The sequence below is a fragment of the Zobellella aerophila genome (assembly GCF_039539325.1).
GTDB lineage: Bacteria > Pseudomonadota > Gammaproteobacteria > Enterobacterales > Aeromonadaceae > Oceanimonas > Oceanimonas aerophila.
Map to the genome: position 1 here is coordinate 496,989 of NZ_BAABCX010000001.1, position 23,236 is coordinate 520,224.

The window sequence follows — 23,236 nt, forward strand, 5'->3', positions numbered from 1 at the left end:
GATGTTATGACAATCAATTTAACCGACGATAACCAGCTCAAAGCGGTGGTCACCGCCATTCAGCCCTTTGAGCGCAGCAAGGGCTGGCTGGACAACCTAGCCGCGTTTCTCGACGAAGTCCGACAGGCCGATCTCGATACCCGCGCCTCGCAGAGTTTTCAGCAGCGGCTGTGGGAGAACAACCCGGTCAGCAGCGTCGGCATGGGCACCGTGGATGTGAGTGCGGCTCTGGCCGACCCGACATTTCGACGCTGGTTGGCTGAAGCCTCTTTGAAACCCCTTCCCGAAGGGGCGGAGGCTCGTCTTGCCTGGTTTCAGCAATTACATGATGAGATTGTAAAAAGGCTGAGATCTTATGGAAACCGGGTGGCCCGGGTTAAAGTTTTTCGGGTGCTGGCCGCCTTTTATCCGCGCTACTTCAGCACCATCACCTACGGCAGAATGGCACTGGAATGTCATCGCGCCTGGTTTGGCACCGCCAGAGGCAAGCCCGGTCCTGTGCCCCGGCAACTGGCGCTGATGGCCCGGCTGGAACAATTGCTTGGTCCGGCAGAAGACAGCCCCCGTGCACTGGCTGAGCGCATGACCCTGCCCTGGATTGTGTATGAAGATCATGTGCAGACCGTCAGCACCGAAGTAGAGACAGAAACCTCCACATTACAGGGCAAGCTCGAGCTCAAGCCATTACCCGCCCTGCAGCGGCGCAAGGGCTTTACCAGCATTCGGGGTGGCATGGATACCCTGTTCAGTGCCCTGAGTTTTGTGGTGGAAGGCGTAAGCCGTGAGGAGCTGCTGGACTTTTTGCGTGCGGAGTTTCCCGATTACCGGGACAGCAGCCTGCGCACTCTGCTCAGTATCTTCAAACATGAGTTTTATGTCATTCAGGAAGTGGACGGCTTGATCACCCAGACGGCGAGGGGAGAGCTGTTCCTGGAAACCGAAGATCCCCAGGAGCTGATCCCGCTGTTTATTACCCGGATTCTGGGGGTGGATCATGTGTTGTGTGCCCTGAAGGACGGGGAAAAGACCACCGACGAGCTGATCCGGTTGCTGAAGCAGGTTAACCCGGGCTGGACCACCAACTATGCGCCGGGAGCCATGCTCAAATGGTTGCGTGACTTCGACTTGCTGACCCCGACAGACAGCAATACCCATGTGCTGACTGACACTGGCCGATATTGGGCAGGGCAGATCCACTGGACCCCTGAACCCCTTCCCAGAATGGTAACCCCGGAGTCGGAAGACAAGCCGTCTTCGGCTGCGGCACTCGATATCAACAGTCTCGATTTAGCCGCACTAATTGGTGCCGTGACCGATGGCACTGCCTTTTCAAAACACCAGGCCAGCCAGTTGCATTGTGGGTTGTGGGCACACGAGCGGCGTCATTTTGCCATTCTGGCCGGCTTGTCGGGCTCGGGCAAAACGCTGCTGGCCCAGCGTTACGGTGAAGCCCTGGCGCGGCAGTTTGGCGTGTCGCCGGAGCAGCATGTGTTTGTACAGGCGGTACAGCCCGGCTGGTATGATCCTTCTCCCTTGTTTGGTTATATCAACCCGCTGCGACCCGACAACTATGTACGTTCACCCTTGCTGGACTTCCTGTTGGCGGCGGCCAACCATCCGGATCAGCCTTTTGTGGTGATCCTTGACGAAATGAACCTGTCTCACCCGGAGCAGTATTTTGCACCCGTGTTGTCGGCCATGGAGTCGGGAGATCGGCTACGGCTGCATAACGAGGGCGACAGCTTTGATGGCGTACCCATGACCCTGGCCTATCCGGCCAATGTGGCCTTTATCGGTACGGTGAACATGGATGAAACCACCCAGGGCATTTCCGATAAGGTGCTGGATCGTGCCTTTACCCTGGAATTCTGGGACATCAATCTGGATGACTATCCACACTGGCATCGTTTTTCTCTGGCAGAAGATCAGCTGACCCAGGTAAGAGAATGTCTGAACGGGCTGCTGGAAGCACTGGCACAGGAACGGCTGCACTTTGGCTGGCGTACAGTAGAGGACGTACTCAGTTACCTGGATAAGGCGCTCAGAATGCCTGACAGCAAGCTGACCGAGTCGCTGGATGATGTGGTGTATGCCCGCATACTGCCAAAGCTGAGAGGAACAGAGAGCAACCGTCTGCACCGGGCTTTGGATAACACGATGAAAGTGCTGGAGCAGCACGATTTGACCCGCAGCAGAGCCAAGGTGCAATCGCTCAAAACTGATTTGACCGATACCGGCATGATGCGTTTCTGGCGTTGATGCAGTATGGAGCTGTTCATTTCACAAAAGCAGGGTGAGCAGGCTGCGCCCTGTGGCTGCTTATCTCCGGGCTTGCCGTTTACCGGCTGTATGGAAATGCAAACCTACCTGATTGCCGTCCCCTGTGAACAGGCGCGATTGTATGTAGATGATGCCCCGCTGGACATGGATGCGCGGCAGCAATACTGGGAGTGGCAGCCGGGGTTCTATGCCGGATCCGTTGAACTTGAGCTGGAACTGCCGCAACTGCGTGATCCCATTCGCTATGTCGTTGATGTGGGTCCAGAACAGCAGAAAACCGGACGGGAGCAGTATCTTGAATATCTGCAGCAAATCGCTGACTTTGACCCTGGCTTGTTGTTGGGCAGAGAGCCTGCCATGCACGGGCTTGGAGGGCGTTCGGCGTCCCCTGAGCAAGTGTGGCTGGAGTATGCCCGCTTGCGTCAGTTTATTGGCCGATACCTTAACGGCCTGAAACAGATCTGTGAGCGGCCTATTATTCGTCATGCCAGTCAGCGGGCCAACATGCCCTTGTCTGTGGCAAAACGGGTAGATGGAACAAGCTTGCAGCAGCTGGCCACTCGTCCGGGATTGCTGGCGGCTCTGGCCGGCGAGCCGGAAGCAACAGACACTGCTGTTACCGATGCAGACCCACGCATTAATGTGCCTTTCTTTGAGCCGACCATGGATACCCCGGCCAACCGGCTGGTAGCACGTCAGCTCACAGAGGTGAGAAGGCGGGTCAGAGTACTGGAGCAGCGCCTTTCCACGATGGCAACAAAAGCCTCGGAAACCGAAACCGATATATGCGCTCGTCTGCCCAGACGCAGGAAGTACCTTGCGCAACTGGATCGGCAATTGGCTCGCATAGCGGCGAGTTTGCCTTTTGCGGTGGCCAACATCAGCAAGAAGAGCGGGGCAGAGCTGAACTCGGTGGCCGGGTATCCCCATTACAGCCAGGCTCACAGAATGGGGATACGGTTGCTGCGTCAGGGCCTTTCCGATCTTGCCGACGACGAGCAGCATGCCCTGGCACCCACCTGGGCAATATACGAAGCCTGGTGCTTTGTCGCGCTTTCGCATGCCTTGAAGCAGCGCTTCCCGGACCTCAACTGGGCCTTGAAGATTCAGCAGACATCGGCAGATCTGCTGCTGAGTGGCAGCGGGAATGGCATGACCATCCAGCTTTACTATCAAATGACCTGCCGAGGAATGTCTAAGCCGAACAGCTACAAGTACTACTCCATTACCGGTGAGCGCCGGCCGGATTTGGTGCTGGAAGTAACGGAGCAGGGTATGACCCGCTTTATCTGCCTCGACAGCAAGTACTCTGCCAGCCGCAGGCGCATTCTCGACGCCATGTCTTCGGCCCATATCTACCATGACGCGTTACGCCGAGATGAAGACAGAGCTCAGTTATCGCTGATCCTGGTACCGGCGAATAAGGAGCTTAAAGAGCTCACCGAGGGGGATTACTGGCGGAAGCATGGTGTCGGTTGCTATTCGATGAGGGAGATGAAAGATGCCCAAGAGCTTCTGGGCAAGCTGCTATGGTCTGAGTTGCCGGTACGGCTACAGGCTTAGGCTGCTGTCTTGTCTATAAAATTTCGTTACTACCTTCAACCAAGCCAAACGCCAGGCCCGGCTCACAGCTTTCTCCTGAGGAAGCTTTGTTGCGTGAATGCTGTTCCTTAAGGGTAGCCAAAGCCGTAAAGAAACAGCCTTCACACAGGTGGACCTGATAAGATTCACCATCATGTGTCGAGCCATACCCCCAGCTTGCCTGCAGCACGCCGAACTGGGGACCGCAGCGACCATTGTCCGAGGTACTCTCGCCGCAAACGTCGCACTGGACATCGGTAACTACATCTACCAGCTTCTTGCTCGTTATCTTCATTCAAAACATCCCTGACCAAACGTCCTTGAAATGTGCAGTCCAGTATAGCGATTGATGCTTGGTTGCACTTGCCGTGTTGGTAATCTCTGCTAAACCTTAGCTAAGATATTCTTAGTTTTGTGGTTGCTGATGAAATTTCTGTTCAAACCCGAGCCTTACCCGGATGAGACCCTTGAAAGCTATCTGCTTCGGTTGTCTCAGGATAACGGTTTTGAGTCTTACTCGGTGTTCAGCAGCGTGTTATGGGAAATGCTGATGGAGCGGGATCATGAAGCGGCAGGAGCTTGGCCTCGCAGCCTGAGCCGAGTCAATGTATACCACACAAGGAACAGCAGCGGCCTTCGGGTACGAGCGCTCCAACTCATCGAACAGATGACCGATTTGCCATCCATGCAGTTGCTGAGCCTGTCACTGATGGGATCGGCCGCCAGGTTTGGGCAGCATGTCGCGGTACATCGCGCCGGCGTTGATATTCCCCGCCTGTTTTTGCGCACCGCTGGCGTGCCTGTGTGTCCTCATTGCATCAATGAATCTGCCTACATTCGGCAATATTGGCATTATCACCCCTATGTCGCCTGTCATCGGCATCGCTGCGCGCTGCTGTTTCAGTGTCCTGGTTGTGAAGCTGAGCTGAATTACCAGTTGAGTGAATCGATAATCCAGTGTCAGTGTGGCTATGAGCTAACCCATGAGCAACCTGCTGAAGCATCTGACGAGTTGGGAGCTCTGGCAGACCTGGTGGCCGGTGAGCCTGCTCACAGCGCTGGCTCCAACCCTCTGCTGGTAACTCAGGATCAGTCGATGAGGTTTGGTGCTCTGCTCTGGTTCCGGCAACGCCATCATCAGCCAGGCATGGAATCGGACCAGATCAGTAATAACGATTTTTCTGGTGTAGTCGAGTACTTTGGCAACTGGCCTCAAAGTTTGTGGCAGGAGCTGGAAGAAACAAGGCTGACTGCTGAATATGGTCTGACGCAAGCCTACCACCAGACTGCTTTTAGTCGCGTTTTCGGTTCTTTGTTGACAGCTTGCGGGCAGCTTCCCATGCGAGAAACCAGCAAAAACTTCATTCTGCGCGAAGTACAGGCTTATCTGGTCCAGTTGGTACGGGAGCATCCAAGATCCCGACAGCCCAATATTGGCGACATTTTACTGTCGGTGGCCGAAGCGGCAGCATTGTTGTCTACCAATTACAGTCAGGTGTACCGGTTATGCCAGGAAGGGATGCTGAAAATAAGTAAGCGCCTTGGGCTGAGGCAAGACCTCCACCCAAATCTGGCGGCCTTTCGCCTGCGGCATGTTGTTGAAGCAAAGCTTTCCTACATGCAATCCCATCAAGATGCGGCTATGAACACTTATCTGCCCAAATGGTGAGCTATGCACCTGAGAGACGTACTGAACATACAGGACATTCAAGAACGGAATGGCAAGCTGCGACAGAGTTTTGCGTCACTGGCACCCTGGCTTGAAACTGTGGGAGAGGAAAAATCAGCGCTCGTGACTTTGCTCAACCTCACCCGCAGAAGGGCCGAAAACGTTGATTTGTGTGATGAACAAAGTGCCACAGAGGCGTTGGCAGATTCCGCTCATCTTTCCCGTTGCATAGAAACGGTTCGCTGGCAGCATAGTCACAATTTGAAATATCCGGATACTCGCGTGCATGGGCAACGTTTGGTTGCACCTTCTCCTACTTTGATCAGTGGGTTGGTTACCAGTGCGGGCATAGATGTACATCTTGGCTGGACACACAACAGCGCCAATATTAACCATGCAAAACTTTTTTCAGGTGCATTCAGATACAAGGGAGTCGTTACCAACCTCGCTCTCTTACTGAGCGCCGGAGTAAAGGTATGGCTGAAGTCTCTGGTTGAGCTGGGTTTGTCTAAGCTTGATGTTGAGGTAGTCATCGAAGAGGTTAAAAAACAGACTGAGGTGAGCTTGTGCCCGGAAAGTGTTAGTCCCTATTCCAAGCAGTTACGTTTTCCACTTGATGATAGCCAGGGAACTCCGCGCTATTTGTCGTTTACGCCAGTCATCAGCGATAGTCTGGTAGCAGAAATTCAACGGGCTGCAAGTAGTAAAAAAGCTCGTGTTACATATTTGAATCACGCTCGCTCAGCCAGCATAGGTGATCTGGCCGCAGCACGGGGTGGACGCCTGGCGGTGTTGTTTTACCCTCCGCCAGTCTGGCGCAGTGAGCGAGCTTTCTTTTCTCAATCGCGCAAGAAGCTAGGTGATGCTCTGTTTGATCACAGTGCAATTCTAGGTGACTCAGCAAGGCGGGCCATGGCTGCCATTATCCGGCAGGATCGTTTGCTGTCCCATCAACAGGCAAGACAAGTTCGCGAGCGTGCTCTTCAGGTGTTGAGACGTCAGCTCGCCTACTGGCTTGCTCCGGTGATCGAATGGCGAGATGAACTATCAAATTCATCAGAGCTTGCAAGAGATGATGCAGTAGTCAGTCTGGCACAGCGGTTGGCAACCATTCCTCTTCCAAGACTACCAGAGCTCAGTGGCGAGTTGGCTGCCGCTGTGCATGAGGCGTTACAGGGGCACCGTAAAGGGCGGCCCTATGCATACCACCCTGACTTAGTGATTGTGCTGAAGAACGAAATAAATTGGCTATTACAGCGTCTGTCGGATCAGACCCCGCTGGCATCGACTACTTCCAGCACTTGCTACGTACACATGTCCGGGCTCAGGGTATATGAAGCTCTGGCGTTGTCAGGCCCTTACATTTGTGGGCTGCCATCACTAACGGCGCTGGGAGGGATGGTGCATCAATTCCAGCGGCGGCTGAGCCAGCAGCTTGGCGCTGAGGTTAAGATTCAGGGAGCCGCCTGGTTCCTTCGCCAATATAGCTTGAATGCAGGTAGTAACTTGCCCGAGCCGGACCATGTGGCAAAACGGGTGAAAATCAGCCCTGTTGTCAGGCCCGGAATAACAGAAACACGCACCTGCGACATGGTCATGGACCTAGTAGTAGCAATTCAGACTGGGTCGCACCTGGAGTCTGTGAGTCAGTTAATGGCCGCACTACCCAGCCGTTTCGCCGGCGGCACAATGTTACCACCAGCTCTATACGAGCAGAGTCAGTGGTGCCATCTCTATCATGATACTGGCGAACTCTTCAGTATCCTTTCACGTCTGCCTCGAAATGGCCGTTGGATATATCCTGTAAAAACAGAGGTTTGTAGCTTGGATGGAATGCTGGAAGAGATGGCATCTGAGTCAAGCATGAGGCTTGTTAATTTGGGATATGTGGGGCTTCATAAACCTGGTCAGCGGGATGGTGCGTTGGAACCCATGCATTGTTACGCAGAGCCAGCCATGGGGCTGGTGCAGTGTCGAGACCCTGTCAGTGTAAGGCTGAAAGGGTGTTTTGATTTTCTGTCCAGTGCATTCTGGCGACTAAATTGTCAAGACGGGACTATGATAATGGTTAGGTCTGATGTGTCGGCTGAGCCCCAATATCATGATAATATGTAACCACCTCAACTATATGCGCTCTTTGTCTCCCGGCAAAGCCATCTTCTATTACCAAACAAAAGACCGTGAGTTCAATCCGCTACAGGTGGAAAGAACCTCCATATCCGGACAAAAATCGGGGCTAAATGAAGCCTATGATAATAGCATGAAGCCTTTGAATGTAGGGCTACATGCATTGTCCTGTGCCAATATACACACTATTGATTGCTGTTATGTCCCACCAGGAGTCAGTGAACTGTACTGCCGATTCTCTTTGAGGGTTGAAGCAAATTCACTCGAACCTAACATGTGTTCTGATGGGGCAGTGAAAAAATTGCTCAGTGAGCTTTCTCACCTCTACAGATTGAAAGGGGGTTACCAAGAACTGTCCAGGAGATATTGTAAAAATATATTGATGGGTCGGTGGTTGTGGCGAAACAAGCACACTAGGGGAACTCGTATTGAAGTGGAGTCATCTTCAGGTCGTAAATATTCTATAGAGGACTCAAGGCAGCTCACCTGGCATGATAAGTGGGAAAGTGAAAATAAGGAGCAGCTTGAAAAGTTGAGCTCTGAGTTATCTGTAGCACTTAGTACTCCTGACACCTATTGGTATGCTGATGTAAATGCCATTATGCAAACAGGGTTTTGTGATGAAGTATACCCTAGCCAGGCTTTTACCGAAAAGGCAGGGAAAGGTGAGTGCAGTCGGCAGCTAATGACAGCTATCTGTAACGATGGTAGCAAGGCTGCCTGCTTTAGATCCGACAAAGTTGGGGCTGCAATACAGATGGTTGACGACTGGTGGTCACCTGATGCCGATAAACCGCTGAGAACACATGAATATGGCGCAGATAGAGCCAGTATGATAGCCATGCGGCACCCGTTGAGAAAGAACGACTTTTACCAACTTCTGACAAAACTGGAAGAGCTTGTTGAACAAATAAATGGCAGTGAGTGCCAAGATGGTAGCCAGATTTCTGGTGATATTCACTTTTTGATGTCTGTATTGATTAAGGGAGGGATGTTTCAACGGGGGAAGGAGAAGTAAGCATGAGATACGCCTTTGTCATTAAATTTATGCCCGAAAAGGCTGATGAAAAACTGTTGGCTGGAAGGTGTATTAAAACTCTTCATTATCATCATGGTAAATGCTCTAATTTTTCTGTTGGTGTAGGTTTTCCTTCGTGGAGTAGTGAATCACTAGGTAGGCACATATCTTTCTCTGGCGTGTCAAGTAGGCAGGTTTGTGAATTAAATGAAGAACATTATTTTAAATTTATGAAAAATGAAGGTTTTTTTGGTGTTTCTGATGTTTTTGAAGTGCCTGAACATGTCTATGATGTTCGTTTTATCAGGAATCAAGGTGTTTCAAAGTGCTTCGCTGGTGAAAGGCGAAGGCGTATGCTCAGGGCTAAAAGGCGTGCAGAGAACAGGGGTGAAGTTTACTCTCCTGATGAAAATTTAGAAGAAAGAGTAGTAGATAACTTTCATGTGGCCTATGTGGATAGCAGTAGTACAAATCAACGGTTTGCACTGTTTATTCAAAAAGAGATAGCCAGTGATGAAGTGAGCTGTGGCTATAATGCTTATGGTCTCTCGACAAACTCACATCACAGAGGAACAGTGCCAGAGCTAGGACACTGCTTGGAAACTATTTTTTGATATTGTGCTAAAGTTAGCTGATAAGCATATACTTATGTCTTTGGTGTGAAAAAGATTTTTTTCAAGTTGTACGCTTTATGATTTTGACAAGTTTATGATTATAGATAATGTTAAATAGTGTACTGCCGGATAGGCAGCTGAGAAACAGGACGCCAACCCGGTCACCAGCGCACTGGTGTGTACTGCCGGATAGGCAGATGAGATTAGGTCAGGAATAGAGCAACCAAAACGAGGATGCTTAGAACTACCGGAAAGGTAGAGTGTATATAAACAGTCCAGTTTGAACTGGGCTGTTTTTCATAAATTTTATCTGCAAGGTCTTTTGAAGTGGCTAAAAAAATAAAGCTGGCCTATTCTGGCTCTAATTTTGCGTTGCTACCTCCAATCAGTGATGTCGTGAGCTTATTTGGTGGACCTGCATCTACTCCTGCCATGATTAGAATGATCGCTCGACATCGAAAGCTGGACAAGCCTCCTGCTGGGCTAGACAAGAAGACTTTAAATAAAGCATTCGATACGGGAGTATCCTCCCGAGTTGCTGATAAAATTACAGATTTCATGATTGATGTTAATAGTGACTGTAAGTATTTATCGATAGATGAATTAGTGAGGATGCTACAGGAGAATACAGCGGAACGAGGAAATGGCCCAGTATGGCTTGCATCCATTCAAGGCTTAAAGGAAGGGTTGCAACGAAGCGCTCCGGATAAACCATTGCTACGTCGAACAATATCATTTATTGAAGGGCGAATTGAGGTGGAGGCTCACATTTTTCGAGTCGCACAACAAGCTGACGTTCCTCTTTATATTAAGTTGTTATTAGATGCTGTTAAAAATCACACGTTAATTAATTATTCAAATGCTGAAAAATCACTTTCTATTCTTCCCATGTTGCGAGTAGATGGAGAGTGCTGCTGGTTATTGTCAAGTGAAGAAGGGGAAACAATAGAAGTTTTCTGCTTGCAGTTTTACTTGGATTTTTATTTCTCTTTGTTGGTATGTATTGAGTTGGATGTTATTGAGGATTCATTTGTTGCAAGTGAGTCATGTTTGGCTAGTGAGCTGTATGATGGTTTATTAAGTGAAGTTTTTACAAAGTCCATTGATAATGAAAAAAGAAAGATAAATCAAGCATTTGAAAACTTACTGGATCATTGGAGGGAGAGCAGGAGTTTATCATGGAGTCAGATTGCGGAGTACATCCCAGACCCTGAACCCATGCGTAGTCGAATCCCCTGTAAAAGAGCGCGTTCACCAGAAAAAATTAAAGAAACAAAAAATAGGCGGCTACATGAGTGGCGTAATGATACAATGCCAACTGATGACCAACTTGAACGATTTATAAACAACCTGATACCTGAAAAGGATGGCCAGTTCTATCACTTTGTTATTGCGAAGTTAGTTTTAGGGTGGGGAAGGCTATTGCATAGGTTTTTGGAGAAAAAAACGAAATATATTAATCATCAAGATATTCTCAATCATTTTAAATGTTATTCTGAGTATCGTATATGGATGCAAAGCAGGCTGCCGTTTAAGCAGCCTGAGTAAAATACAAACTAATGATCATCCTCTAGCCGATCTTCCCAGTCATCTGGTCGCTCGTCTTCACCTCTGCTCTGCCAATAAGAATCATTGTTAGGGTTCAGCTGATCAGCGTGATTGTCTTGGTCGTCTTTAGTTGACATCAGTGGCTTCCTCCCTTTTATGTTTTATTTTCATTGTGAGCTGCTAGGCTCATTGCCTTTGCAGCCCAACTCCCTTTGGGTACTTTCCCATCATACTTTTTTGCTGTGGCTTTCTGGATGCGGCGCGCAGCATCCTTGGTCATTGGAGCTTTTTCAGTTGCCATGAGTATCTCCTTTATGGTGAATATAAGCCTGACGCTTCAGGCCTTATCACTATGAGCGATAATCATGTAGATCGGCAGATGAGTCGTGGGGGGATTTTTTGATGCTGGAACGGGCAGCTATTGTGTATGAGGGAGTTATTAATCAAATGAGAGCCGGAGCAGCCTGTCCTTACTGGGTTTTTGATGCTGTGCTGTCTCCATTCACCTTCACCGAATACTTTCAGCCCGATGGCGTCGATAACCAGATGACTGACAGCGCCCTTGCTGGGCAAACGGTATTTAACGTTGACTGTCTGGGCGTGCTTGCTGATGCTGCTGTAGCTAGGTGAGGTCAGCGGCACCTCCATCAACTGAAAAATGGAGTTGATAAGCCCTTCCAGTGCCCGCAGTAGCAGGCCAAAGAAAGCCTTGAGCATCAGCGCCGTTTCAATGGCGCTATTCGCTGTAGTGGAATCCGCGTCCTCGGCGGCCATTGCTCAATGGCTTGTTCATCAATCCAGAAGGTGAGCGAACCGCGATTGACCAATGCCCGGTTGTACTGCCGCCAGTTACTGATGTTGTGCCGTGCTTTTCCAATCTGCCTGCTCCCGATTGAGCTGCCTCTGCTGCGGATATTGACTGACCGGGGGACTGAGTATTGTGGCAAAGCGGAGCAGCATGATTACCAGTTGTATCTGGCAATCAATGACATCACGTATACCAAAACCAAGGCACGCTCACCCCAGATCAACGGTATCTGTGAGCGCTTCCATAAGACAATATTACAGGAGTTCTACCAGGTAACTTTCAGGGAAAAGGTTTACAGCACACTTGATGAACTGCAAGACGATCTGGATATCTGGCTGGAGTACTACAACAATGAACGAACCCATCAAGGAAAAGTGTACTGTGGTCGTTCCCCCATGGACACGTTGATTGATGGCAAATCAGCTTGGCAAGAGAAGTATCTGAGCTGATTAAGATCTGACAGTAACGAGTAGAAAAGTCGGTAACTGTCAGATCGGGTCTGAATTAGTACAGATTAGCTGACCACTACAACATGTTTAGTTCATTTTTTATCCAGGAATCCAAAGTGTCCACTCGAACAAACTGAGTCGCAATAGGGTAAGGTGGGTGAACCATCCAGTAGTACACATCGCGACTAACATAGAGATCTATATTTCTTACAGAGGAGGTCTTGGATTGGGGCCAATTTAGTATTTCAAGCAGCTTGGAACGATTCTGCTCCACAAACTTTCTCCGGCGCAGAATTTTGCTGAACTGACCAGCTCTATCATTCTCTGCCTTACCAAATATCCTATCACGGAGCCTACGGCCATCTTTCAACGTGTATGGCGGTTGGTTGTACTTACACTCGACTGTTACGAGCAAATTTTCCTCTGGCCAGTACGCAAAAACATCAAAGTCGCCAACGTCCTCGAACCCCTCGCTCTTGAACCGCCTAAAAAAGTCTATACCTCGCAGAACAAATGGGGTATGCCGACGAAATATGTCTTCAGAGCGAAGCTCCAGCCGTGTCTCAATACTCTTCTTAATCCCACGAATGACCGGATCAACATGAGGCCACTTAAAATCAGCTGGGAGATAGCCATCTCGTACAGCGGACATCCAGATATTCATTGCCCGGCTAACAGTTTCTGCACCCCAGCGCAAATCCGCTCCATCCATCACAAGCGGCCTGATTGTGTATCGGTGGACTCGCTTATTATGCTCCCAATATGGGACATCTCTCTCATCAATGTCTTGCCCGGATAGCCTGCGAACACCTATCTCTGAGAGTGTGAGAAAGCCCACAATTTTTTCAGCCTCGGAAAGCTCAAGCCCCTCAATACTGCTAGCAAGTACTTGAGTGATACGACTTGGGGCAGCCGCATAAGATAGTGCAAGTTCATCATCAAAACCGTGCCGCTGAGCTTGAGACAAAACAACAAGTGCTGTAATCATGTTCTGTAAATCAAAACCTAGGTCGGTTATGAATGCCTTCTTAAGTTTTTCTGATGACAGTAAATCTTCCGATTCACCCTCTACAGAATCTTCGTCGTTTGCACCAAGCCCTAACCTTGACTTCGCATACTCCCGTGCGAATGCTGTTTCCCGGTCATCGGAACCTGCCGAATAGAAGACTGCCGGAATATATGAGTCGTCGATCTCAACACCCCCTACATCTATACCGTTGTGAAGAGTATCACTCGCTCCAGTTAGCACCATGTACCAATCGACCAAACCCACTAGCTCTTGTAGTATGTCCTCCGTGATTTCACCATCACCACTAGCTGGTGAGCTAACGGTCTTCTCCAGCAGATATCTATAGTGACGAGCCGCAGTTCCGAACTCTTTACGTGCGTCCTCAACGGAATCTAATCGGTCATATTCCACAGAATGTGAAAGACTCTGACGAGCCCGTTGGATTTTTACTCTCTCAGAAACCAAAAGCGCATCGTGCTGCTCTATCAATGCTTTCAACAGCTGACACCTGTCGAGCGATGCGAGTCGATTTTCAATGTAAAGGCGTAGGCGAGTGCTGGCAGGATCAATCCTGACCTTAGCACCTGACAATTCATATCGACCAGGAACTAGGCCTAGCGCCATGATTTCCGCAGCCAGTTGTCTGCGAGCAAGCTTGTAATAGGTGGGCGAGGGAATAATAGGATTCACATAGTCGGGAACATCGACATGACGGGCAACAATTCTAACGTGGTAACGAGCAGCTTCCGCTGCTCTGAAGGACAGTCGCTGTACAAAGTCGTCGGGCATCTCCAAGCAGCATGCAGCATGACACTTCTTAAGCGTCTCCAGTAAGCAACGAACCTCAAACGATCCGTCCTTAGCTGCATTTAGCCCAGCAAGCACTACGCGTGTATCTACTTGCAGCTGAAACTTCCCAGGATGATTTCTATCAACTTCTACCACAGTGACTACATGCGTAAATCCGTCTAAAGGCAGAAGGGGCTCCTCAGCATTAGCAAGGCTAGAGGGGGCAGGGACGCAGGAGAAGATTACGTGCGGTTGATGATACAGCGGAATGTCGGCCATCAGCTCACTGCAACGATAATTGCAGTCTGCAAGAATCTGGACGAAAAGGTCTATTAAACGAGCATCTTCAATGCGCGGCGTCTTGGAAATGTCCATTATGGTTTGAATGGTGCAAGAACCAACCGATGTTGAATATGCAACCGCTTTGTGATGACGTGATTGGAGTCGAACAACCCCTTCGGTTGAATGACTCAACCTCCATCCAATGGCTCCATCCGGAAACTTTTCAGGAGCGTTAGACCAGAAATTTTTTAGTGTTTTGAAGCGCCAGGAAGTGCCCCAGTGTGGGTCTATCCCAATAAAATTAGGGGAAATTGCCCCTTCGATAAGTACTCCGTATGTATCCTTAAATGACGCAAAAAGGTCAACTGCTCCGCGAGAGAATAGGCTGAGAGAGCTATTTTGTTCGTCGGTGAACTTCCAATAATCCTGCAGCTCATCAATATCACTTAGACTATCAAAAATACTGATGAAATCTGCTAAAGGTAACAGACGAGTTGGCCTCGCGGGCATGTTGATGGTGCTAAGTGCTGTACCAGCTAGAGTAATGACAATAACGATATGAAGTTCATCGACACTTGGTCCTGAACCCTCTCTTGATAGTGTGAGGAAACGCCCGTCAGCAAGGAGAAAGTAGATTAGCTCACCGCGTCCCACCTTTCCGTATATGTTTTTTGCAGCATCTGACAGACGCTCATTCGATGCATGGTCGCAAGCACAAATAAGATATATGCCGGAATTGGCTGAGATAATGCAACTAATAGGAAGGTCTTCACAGGCAGTTTCACCTACATAAAGAGTGACCGGTCCCATGATGGTTCTTTGGAATCGTTCAGTAACAAACTGTGCAAGTTTCTTATGTGCTTGAGGGCTTACTCCAACAAGGTTCTTGTTGGCCCAGTGGTCAATAATAAGCCCTGGGGCGCTACGAACTGACATCGGCAACCAAATGCCATCGCTTTCGACGGCTATATAGGGCAGAGCTATTCCCTGCATCACAGCATTTCCGAAAGCTCCGTATTCCAGTGGCGCTTTAAACACACCCAAATGAGCGTCGAGTATGCCTCCTGACTTATTTCGCCAGCTCTTAATATCCTCTCCAACTTGCTGGAGCACTGAACTACAAGCAAGCCAGAATCTTTCAGGGGGCACCTCGGCATGAGCTTGCTGAGCTTCAGCAGTGACCCCCATCCCCTGAACATCAATCGATTCGATGATCTTAGCTTGCAAAGCAACAGCAAGATCCATTAAGGCTTGTGCTTCGGGGATGTGCGCATAGGTGATGCGGAATGCTTCTACAAAATCCGGAGCCCTCTCAATGCAACTTCCGTAAAACATCGGGACGAAGTTGTGAGCGAGGCGTACCTTGATTTCGCCCCAGTCAGCTTCAGGAGAAAAATCTTCAAGCATAGGAAATTCGGGCCATGCCTCATATAGTGACTCCGTAAATGCTTTGAAATCTGTATAGCTGGTGATCTGCCCCCCTTCCTGAGTATCTTGCGCGATCTCTAGCAGAACACGCCAAGCAAAAATGTGTTTAATAGGGCTTCCGGTGTTAGCAGGCCAAAGTTCAGAGACACACAAAGCAATAGCGGCGTCTAGAGGATTATATTGGCGAAATAATGTTCGCGTTGCCTCAAGGTGCTTACAGAAGAGTATCTCCTGATCTACTCCACCTGACATTAATCCATGAAGTTCAGGCATCTCACGCAGTAAAAAATCATAATCAGTTTCCATCCGCGCCTGTCTGCGCTCCCGCTTCTCCCGAGACTTTCTACCCACCTCATATTCTCCTTATATACAGATACTGTCAGCGTGTAAGCAGCAGGTCGAACAAGTGTCAAAGACATAAGAGGCAACCCTCATGATCAAGAGTTACATTAAATTGTAAACCATCTTCCAGTTATACTACAGTAATAAGCTTGGAATCCTCGGCTTACAGCTGGCAAAGCTCTAAAACCGTGGCCATTTTTAGTTGACCACTACAGTTTGAACTGAAATAGCTATGGCGCAATATTGCCGAATACCGTTACAAAGAAGTCCATGGTGGTCTTATCGGACGGGGAATATCTCGAGGAGGCAGCTCTACCTACCTCACAAATTTGTGCTGGAGTGGTGTGAATTGCTGCACCTCAATGTTTCAATGGACTGACTGGAGCAATCTGCTCCTGCTCGATCCAAGGTAGACTCTCCAGCGGGAGTTTAGCCAGTTCCTCATAGAGTACTGAAATAGCTGGATAACCTCTTGCTGATTCAAGCGCCTGCATTAATTCGAGCACAGGTTTACTTTCGAGTTCGTCATCAGCCTGAGTCTGTACTTGCTCCTCCACACCCATAAGGTATGGCTGGATATCGGTATCAAGTCGCTTCGCCAAGAATGCAAGGATTCGGTAGCCACCTGCATCCCGATCACCCCAGTGATAAATCGGTACTGCACCGCGCAGTTCAGCTATGATGATCTCCATTGCATGCGCCCACGAGCGCGGTGGGAAGCCTGCAGTGTAAATAATCAAACCCAAATCATCGATCTCGCGTACATACCTCTCAAAGCTGGCGCGGTTTTCAATGAAAAGCACATATGGTGGTCGTTGGCCCCACTCAATGCCTTTAACTTCATCCGGGGAAACACCGATTCCATAGTGGAGTGCAGATAAGTCGATGACACCACGGCAGTGCAACAGTCCGTCCGCTTTGAAGCGCATTGGTATTGGGTACTTGCTAATCCCAAAATATTCCAGCAGCTTCACTCCATCTTCAACCAGACCCACAACATCATCATCGATATGCGGCAGCATCAGCTTTCGAATGAGGCCGGCAAAGCTCTTACTCTCTAGCTTCTTGGAATCGCCATAGAGTTCAGCACTGAGGGTGCGAATGTCGGGCACCGGCTCCGCGTCAGGAGACTGAACGATATACTCCACAAGCTTCATTGCATCAAATAGTCGATCGGCTTGGTTACGCTTCACACCATAGAACGTCTTGTTGCTCGACCATACCTGGGCAATTTCCGATTTCGTGTCATCCCACCAGGGCACATTGAACTCGGCGGCTTCTAAATGATGAAATGCAACTTGAATTTCATCAGCCTTTGGTGTGATCCCCTGGCTCTCTATGAAGCTGCGACCATCGGTGATTTGGACATACTCAATATGCTTGAATGCCCCCAGCGCCACTTTTCGCTGATACTGGATTTCCAAATCTGCAATGGATTCAAGCGCCTGGTGCAATGCCGTTTTGGTGCTGTTGCTGAGCGCGAAGTACCAGTGATAGGCGTGATCGGTAATACGTATCCTGCACTCAGACTCCACACTTTCAGGCTTATTTATTTTCTTGACCAGTTGATTGATGAATGTCTCAACGTGAGTGCTCATATCATTCAACCGCCTTGGCTTGTGCTTTCAGCTCAGCCGCACGCTCAATTACCAGCTCTGGATGGTAAACGGGGTTGCGTTGATCAATGAGCTCTTGTCCTGCCTCGAATATCTTCGTGTGATCAATCACCACATCCCTGTCCTCACGGCAGATGGTATAGATCTGATCCATTTCCTTACCGATTTTTAGGGTCACTTCAGGCGGGGCCGCAATCAGCAGTTGCAGCCCAATTTCTTTGAGAAAGGCAACCGCAGCGCTCGCATTCCCACCATCCATGTTGTTGAACGCTTCATCAAGGAGCACCAAAGACGCGCCCCGAGAAGAGTGACCACGGATCTTGTAAACGTTCATAAAACTCGCAGCCAGCGCAATATACGCCGGTGTCTGTTGCTCACCGCCAGAACCGGTTCTTTGCATATCCGTCACGCTGCGTTCAACTCCAGTGTCAGGGTTGCGCATCTTCATGTCGTAGGTAAAGAAACTGCGATAGTCACTTATCTCATTAATTAGGTCGTCGCCACTGATCAGTGCCTCTTTCAACAGGGCAATAGCCGGATGTTCTGATGCAATTTCAAACATTGTACCGACTAACTCAGTCTCTTCCTTATCCGCGGTCGTAATGAACTCGTAGACACTATACAGGCTCTCAGTCTCGAGAACCTTAAAGTGAAAACTGTAGATGTTATCGTGGAACGGGATCTTCCTAAGCAAGTTATTGAGCTGATTGAAGGTATATCTCATCTGCTCAAAGCGGCTTTGCAGCTCGCCTACTATGATGCCGCGAAAGTTTTTCTCCATCTGTTCAGCGGCTTCTTGAGCCGCCTGGCGATGCTCTAGAAGTTGGGCCGCTAGGATACGTTCAACCCAGTCCGTGCAATCCATCTCAATGAAGTGGTACGCCTCTGCATTAGCGTTATCAGGTCTTGCTGCCTCGAGGAGCTCTTGGCGATTCGCAATATCCTCCGCAAAGTCGGTCGTGAACCTAATGACCTTCAGGTTCAGCTCTCCGCGTGAACTGAGTTCCTTTTCCCGCGCTGCCTGGGCGTCATTTTGGGCTTGGTTTCGAATTAGGGAGTAGATTCCTTCTTTGCCCTCAAATTTCCGCTCATAAGTCTGCCAGCGTTCATCCGCTTTAGCAGCATCGTGCAGGGGTGACTTTTCTGTTTCACTGCGAATTCGCTCAGCTTCGTCCCTCTGGGGTTTGAGGATTTCAATGTCAGCACGTATGGTCGCAAGCGCGGATTCGACCTGCTTCTGTTCGGCTTTGGCGTTTGTGATCGCCGTATTACACGCATCGAAGTCCTTCTCAGCCTGATCATTTGCGGCCTTGAGCCGTTCATCTTCGGATGTCAGCGGTTTCAACTGCTCTTGTGCGATAGACAATGCCTCTTCTGCTGCCACCAGGCGTGTGCTTTGTTCCTGTACGGACACAGCCCCATCCACGATGGATGCCGATATCCCGGCCCACTGACGGTTGAGATGACTTAGCGTTGTTGCTGGCGCACTGAAACTCGCCAAGCGTTGCGCGAGCACATCAAGTTCGGTCTCCAGGCGCTCACGTTGCTGCGCTTTAGCATGCTTACCAATCAATAGCCCTTCTATCCGAGCGGTACCGCCCACAGTACCGCCGCCGGTCGCGAGGCCTGAGGCCATGAGCGCTTTGCGCTCTCTTCTCAACTCATCGCGCGTTGCCGCCATCTTAGTTCTATCCAGAACGATGTTCATAAAGCCGCGTGCGATCGGGTCGCTGGTATCGATCAGCGTTGAAACCATCCGGTCAGTAGGCGCTTTGTTGGCGCGTAGAGCATGATCAGGGTTAATTATGCGTGCACGTTTGAGCCGCGGGTCTTGCTTCTGTGCAATCTCATACACTTCGAGCGCGTGGTCAAAGTCATGCACAGCCACCACCAGTGCTTCGCGGTTAGGTCCCAGATATGACTCCACCGCTTCCTGCCAGTTTTTATCGGTGATCTCACAGAGATCACAGACGGGTATGGACTGAATCCCCTCGCGCTTGAGCAGTTCGATGGTCATGCTAGTCGCTAGGCTGATGTCCGATAGCCCCTGATGGAGTCGTTCAATACGCCTCTGCAATGCCTCGCCCTGATTCTTGATTTGTGCCTGCGCGTGGCTCACATCCTTATCAGCGGCTTCCACGAGTTCTGTCATCTCGCCCAACAGCGTGTTTGCACCTCTGATCTCGCCGATCACTTTTAGAGTATTCGCCGGATCCGATACGGATAGGTAATCGACGCCTGCTTGCTCGAGTACATCCGCACACACGGCCCAATGTTTGGCTAACAGCTCGAAACTAAGGATGCCCAGCGTGTCAAGAAATCGTTGCTGGATTACTGAACGCACCGCCACCTTCAGTGAGTACGTTGATTGGGTGAGATCAGACGTGGATTGCGCCACGGCCTGCTGTGCAACCTCAACGTTTTTACTCAGGCTCGCCGCATCAGAGTTTTGCCACGCGATCAGTGCGTCCTCACGACGCTGCTTGAGTTCAGGTAGCCGTGGCGTTTCTCGCTCGATGGTACGTTTAGCCGCCGCTAGGCGGTTCTGTGCGGTTTCTTGTTTGTCCTCGAGACGGTTGAGCTGTTCATTGAGCCGCAGAGCCTCAGCTTCCTGTGAAATCCATCGAGCATGGTGGGTGTTGGTACGGTGCTTAGTGACATTTTCCGATTCCTTAATCAATGACTCGCGCGCGTCTTTGTGGCTTTCGGCTCGTACAATCTCCTCCTCAATACGTTGGTGCTCGAGAAGGTCTTCACGCAACTGGCTTGTTTCAATAGGGTCCTGTGGCAGAATGAAGTCTCTAATAAAGGGATCTATCGGACTGTCCATCTTCAGCTGCAGCGCGTTTGATAATGTCTTAACCAGCAAGTCAGGCTCGATTTTGCCGTTGCGAGTCTGATCAACCGACATCAACTCAGATATTTTTTCTCGTGTCGTCCGCGCACTGTCGAGCATCTCATAGCTCACCGCACCGCGGTGCTCTTTGGTTGTCAGTTTCATGCGATCAACAAATTCGCGCCATGGTAGAAAAGTGTCATCCCCGGATAGCAAATCAGCTTCAGTGATGTGGCGCCCTTTAATGATATGGCCGCGGGTTTCAATGTTTGACGATTGGCTATTAGCATAGACAGACAGCCCAAAAGCATATGGGCGTTGATGATCGTCATACCAGTTTAAGAAGATGTATGTATTGGCACGTTCGCGCTGGCAACTCTTTGCGTCGTTTTCTTTGAATTCGCCTAGTGCATAACTGCGTGCTGAGCGATCCGAGACTTTAGCATCAGAGGCCGGGTTGTAGCGGGTTTTACGTTGGTCTCCACCCATCAAAACAAACTGGATCGCATCAAAGATCGTTGTTTTTCCCGCCCCGTTTTCGCCCGATACCAGCGTGGCTGATGCATTCAGATAGATCGTCTCCAGCTCGAATAAATACCACTGTGCCAGCACAACATTGTCAAGGGTATGTGCCGAGATGGGGGTATTCTGCGCTGTCATCGAGCGCCTCCTCAGTTTCAATGGCGTAGGTTTCTTTGTGCGTTGCTTCGTCTGACGCAGATTCGGGTGTGTAGCTATCTATAAAGCGGTTGAGCGTACCCACGTAAGTTGGACCCACCACACGGGTGATGTTGGGGAGTACAGTCACCTCGTGGAGTTTGGTATCGGGGTCTCTATTTCCGAGCTCAATAATTCCCTTCTTCCTCAGATTATCCAATGCGGCGCTGGTTTCTGTTACAAGAGGTTTTTCTCCCTTGACCTGTTCATACTGATTTAGAAGCTCTGCCGTCGGCGGTGTCACACGCCCAAGCTCCGTACGCCCCATCGAAGCTTCAGCATCATACATTTTCCGTAGAATGAGCAGGAACAACGTAGAGATGATATCCAGTTGTTTACCTGAACCTCGTGGTAATATCCCTGCATAGCCGAAGTTGCGATCGTAGTACCACGTCATATCCAACCCATCAAAGAGCTTGTGAAAATAAGTCTGATTATCCTCACACAACTTGAAGTGCTCTTTTTGGCCGCGTTTTCCCTTCCATACCCACTGTTTCTGCAGTAGATATGCCGCCGTGTTACGCAGACTATCAGCATAATCGGCGGATGTTTTCGCCTCGATTTCTTTCAGCTCTCTGAGCATAATTTCACTGGCCATGCGAACGTTTCTCCGTGGTGGTCTGATGTCGGATTATCAGGCGACGACCGGCCATCTGTTCAAGATCCGTCCATTCCCTTTCATCGAACTCAACGCTGTACGTGGACAGCAGGGGGTAAAGCGGATGCGTTTTCGATACGCCTTGTGCCAATAGGCGTAAATGAAGTGCCGCCATCATGTCATCATCGGTATCGATCCTAAGATCATCCGTGGTCATCTGAACTCGACCTCCAAGATTCGACTCAATGAAGTTTGCAACACGTGCTGGATCGCATTTCTGGAAGTTGATGTGCTCTTGCTTGAGCTGGTTGTATGCCCGTTTTTCCCACAACGGTTTTTGCTGTCTGCGTGCTGTCGGCACAGGCGGCACCGGCTTTGCCTTGGGTGTAGCCAGCCGGCAATCGGTGAGAAGTTCTTCACTTATCAATGGGCTAGGCAAGGTGTCTAACGAAGCTTCACTCGCGATACGGTCAAGCAGTGCCTGAATTTGTTGACCCATATTGCTCGGGGTGTGCACGGTATACTTGATCTTCTCGTGCATCCGTCGGGTTATACGGCGTGCATAGTCCTGTGTCTTCTTGAACAGTGGATCAATCCCGTCAAACGCTTTGCTTAATCGATCCAGATCTGCCTCCACAAGCTGAGCTGAAGGATTAGAAATGTCGTCGCGCTTATAGGCTTTAGCGCACGCTTCTAGGCGATCCGGACTAAAGCGAATATCGCTTACCAGTTTACGAATCTTACTGGCGTGAAGGTTGGGGTTTCCTTTCAGAGCCAATTTCTCAATATTGGGCAGAAAGAGTTCGCCCAAGTACTCTTCAAAGTAAAAGGCGAAATGGCTACTGCCCTGGGTGGTATCCCCGCTAATCACATGGTGAATTTCGCGAATGTTGCCTACGAGTGCTCTGAGCCGGTTTAAGAAATCTTCCATGTCATCAGCCGCTTTGCGCACTAATGAACCGTTAGCTGGGTCTTTAACCACTTCAGAAAGGTTTGAGCGAACCGCTAAACACACCACACCTAGCGAGGGGGGCTCAGCACTCATACTACCAAGGAAGTGCAACAACCGCCGTGCATTTTGCGCCATCCAGACAACGTATCGATACCCGCTTTCCTGCTCTTCCCGGATCCACCCGGTATCACGCAGGCGGCTATAAACGTACTGTTCTGGTGCGGAGTTTCCTGCTATTGCCTCACCCGACTCTATTTCGAGACGTAAGTTCTTATTGGCAATATAGTCCCGTAGAAAGACTCGGACCTGTTGTGGTGTAGGTTCATCTACCAGTTGCGCCGGATCCAGGAAGGCATCGAGCTCAACTAATAACGCAAGCATCGACCGCCCATTCTCGCCCGAAATCGGTTTAAACAGATTGGTATTGAGTGTGTCAAAGCTCACAGAGTCACCCTACGCACCTTCGTTACGTTCTAGGTCTACCTAGAGATACAGTGTAGACCATTGAATGTATATTTTATATACCCATATATTAATTATAGGTAGTAGATATTTATACAGTGGTAGCTTACA

General features: G+C 49.7%; 14 protein-coding genes and 2 pseudogenes. 8 read left to right on the plus strand and 8 right to left on the minus strand.

Features of this window, described 5'->3' with window-relative positions; all coding sequences use genetic code 11:
* Nucleotides 1–6: 6 nt before the first annotated feature.
* Together ABD806_RS02330 and ABD806_RS02335 are read left to right on the plus strand one after the other, a co-directional pair.
* Nucleotides 7–2,259: an McrB family protein gene (locus ABD806_RS02330; RefSeq protein ID WP_344954311.1), complete on the plus strand. Its 2,253-nt coding sequence runs from the start codon at nucleotides 7–9 to the stop codon at nucleotides 2,257–2,259.
* 6 nt (nucleotides 2,260–2,265) lie between these two features.
* Nucleotides 2,266–3,843, plus strand: a complete 1,578-nt coding sequence (locus ABD806_RS02335) for a DUF2357 domain-containing protein (protein WP_344954313.1) — start codon at nucleotides 2,266–2,268, stop codon at nucleotides 3,841–3,843.
* Between the two features lie 13 nt (nucleotides 3,844–3,856).
* On the opposite strand, the gene ABD806_RS02340 is transcribed toward ABD806_RS02335, so the two are convergent.
* Entirely contained in the window at nucleotides 3,857–4,156 is a 300-nt protein-coding gene (locus ABD806_RS02340) for a hypothetical protein (protein WP_344954315.1), read from the minus strand.
* Between the two features lie 129 nt (nucleotides 4,157–4,285).
* Between ABD806_RS02340 and ABD806_RS02345 the strand changes: the two genes are divergently transcribed.
* The 5 genes from ABD806_RS02345 (at nucleotide 4,286) to ABD806_RS02365 (ending at nucleotide 10,837) form a co-directional block, all read left to right on the plus strand.
* A complete protein-coding gene (locus ABD806_RS02345) occupies nucleotides 4,286–5,530 on the plus strand; it encodes a TniQ family protein (RefSeq protein WP_344954317.1) in 1,245 nt (414 codons plus the stop codon).
* 3 nt (nucleotides 5,531–5,533) lie between these two features.
* Nucleotides 5,534–7,645 (plus strand): type I-F CRISPR-associated protein Csy2, encoded by a 2,112-nt coding sequence (locus ABD806_RS02350; protein ID WP_344954319.1) that lies wholly within the window; start codon nucleotides 5,534–5,536, stop codon nucleotides 7,643–7,645.
* The gene (gene csy3, locus ABD806_RS02355) at nucleotides 7,632–8,675 is read left to right on the plus strand and encodes a type I-F CRISPR-associated protein Csy3 (RefSeq protein ID WP_344954321.1); all 1,044 of its coding nucleotides are present in this window, start codon (nucleotides 7,632–7,634) and stop codon (nucleotides 8,673–8,675) included. Before ABD806_RS02350 ends, csy3 begins: the two co-directional genes overlap by 14 nt.
* Nucleotides 8,676–8,677: 2 nt before the next feature.
* Nucleotides 8,678–9,289, plus strand: coding sequence for a type I-F CRISPR-associated endoribonuclease Cas6/Csy4 (gene cas6f / locus ABD806_RS02360; RefSeq protein ID WP_344954323.1), 612 nt, complete (start codon nucleotides 8,678–8,680; stop codon nucleotides 9,287–9,289).
* Between the two features lie 327 nt (nucleotides 9,290–9,616).
* Complete coding sequence (locus ABD806_RS02365; RefSeq protein WP_344954325.1) at nucleotides 9,617–10,837, plus strand: hypothetical protein; 1,221 nt, start codon at nucleotides 9,617–9,619, stop codon at nucleotides 10,835–10,837.
* A gap of 154 nt (nucleotides 10,838–10,991) precedes the next feature.
* Here ABD806_RS02365 and ABD806_RS02370 read toward each other — a convergent pair whose 3' ends face one another.
* Both ABD806_RS02370 and ABD806_RS02375 read right to left on the minus strand, forming a co-directional pair.
* Nucleotides 10,992–11,138, minus strand: a complete 147-nt coding sequence (locus ABD806_RS02370; protein WP_344954327.1) for a hypothetical protein — start codon at nucleotides 11,136–11,138, stop codon at nucleotides 10,992–10,994.
* A gap of 194 nt (nucleotides 11,139–11,332) precedes the next feature.
* Nucleotides 11,333–11,715 (minus strand): annotated as a pseudogene (locus tag ABD806_RS02375) (transposase); the annotation flags it as partial.
* A gap of 19 nt (nucleotides 11,716–11,734) precedes the next feature.
* Here ABD806_RS02375 and ABD806_RS02380 point away from each other — a divergent pair.
* Nucleotides 11,735–12,094: pseudogene (locus ABD806_RS02380) on the plus strand (integrase core domain-containing protein); the annotation flags it as partial.
* 76 nt (nucleotides 12,095–12,170) lie between these two features.
* Here ABD806_RS02380 and ABD806_RS02385 read toward each other — a convergent pair.
* The 5 genes from ABD806_RS02385 to ABD806_RS02405 form a co-directional block, all read right to left on the minus strand.
* Nucleotides 12,171–15,908 (minus strand): hypothetical protein, encoded by a 3,738-nt coding sequence (locus ABD806_RS02385; protein ID WP_344954329.1) that lies wholly within the window; start codon nucleotides 15,906–15,908, stop codon nucleotides 12,171–12,173.
* A 395-nt stretch (nucleotides 15,909–16,303) separates the two neighbouring features.
* On the minus strand, nucleotides 16,304–17,542 hold the full coding sequence (locus ABD806_RS02390) for a Wadjet anti-phage system protein JetD domain-containing protein (RefSeq protein WP_344954331.1): 1,239 nt from the start codon (nucleotides 17,540–17,542) through the stop codon (nucleotides 16,304–16,306).
* Nucleotide 17,543: 1 nt separating this feature from the next.
* Nucleotides 17,544–21,056: an SbcC/MukB-like Walker B domain-containing protein gene (locus tag ABD806_RS02395; RefSeq protein WP_344954333.1), complete on the minus strand. Its 3,513-nt coding sequence runs from the start codon at nucleotides 21,054–21,056 to the stop codon at nucleotides 17,544–17,546.
* Complete coding sequence (locus ABD806_RS02400; protein ID WP_344954335.1) at nucleotides 21,016–21,711, minus strand: DUF4194 domain-containing protein; 696 nt, start codon at nucleotides 21,709–21,711, stop codon at nucleotides 21,016–21,018. The genes ABD806_RS02395 and ABD806_RS02400 overlap by 41 nt, the downstream gene beginning before the upstream one ends.
* Entirely contained in the window at nucleotides 21,701–23,107 is a 1,407-nt protein-coding gene (locus ABD806_RS02405) for a Wadjet anti-phage system protein JetA family protein (protein ID WP_344954337.1), read from the minus strand. Before ABD806_RS02405 ends, ABD806_RS02400 begins: the two co-directional genes overlap by 11 nt.
* Nucleotides 23,108–23,236 lie beyond the last annotated feature (129 nt).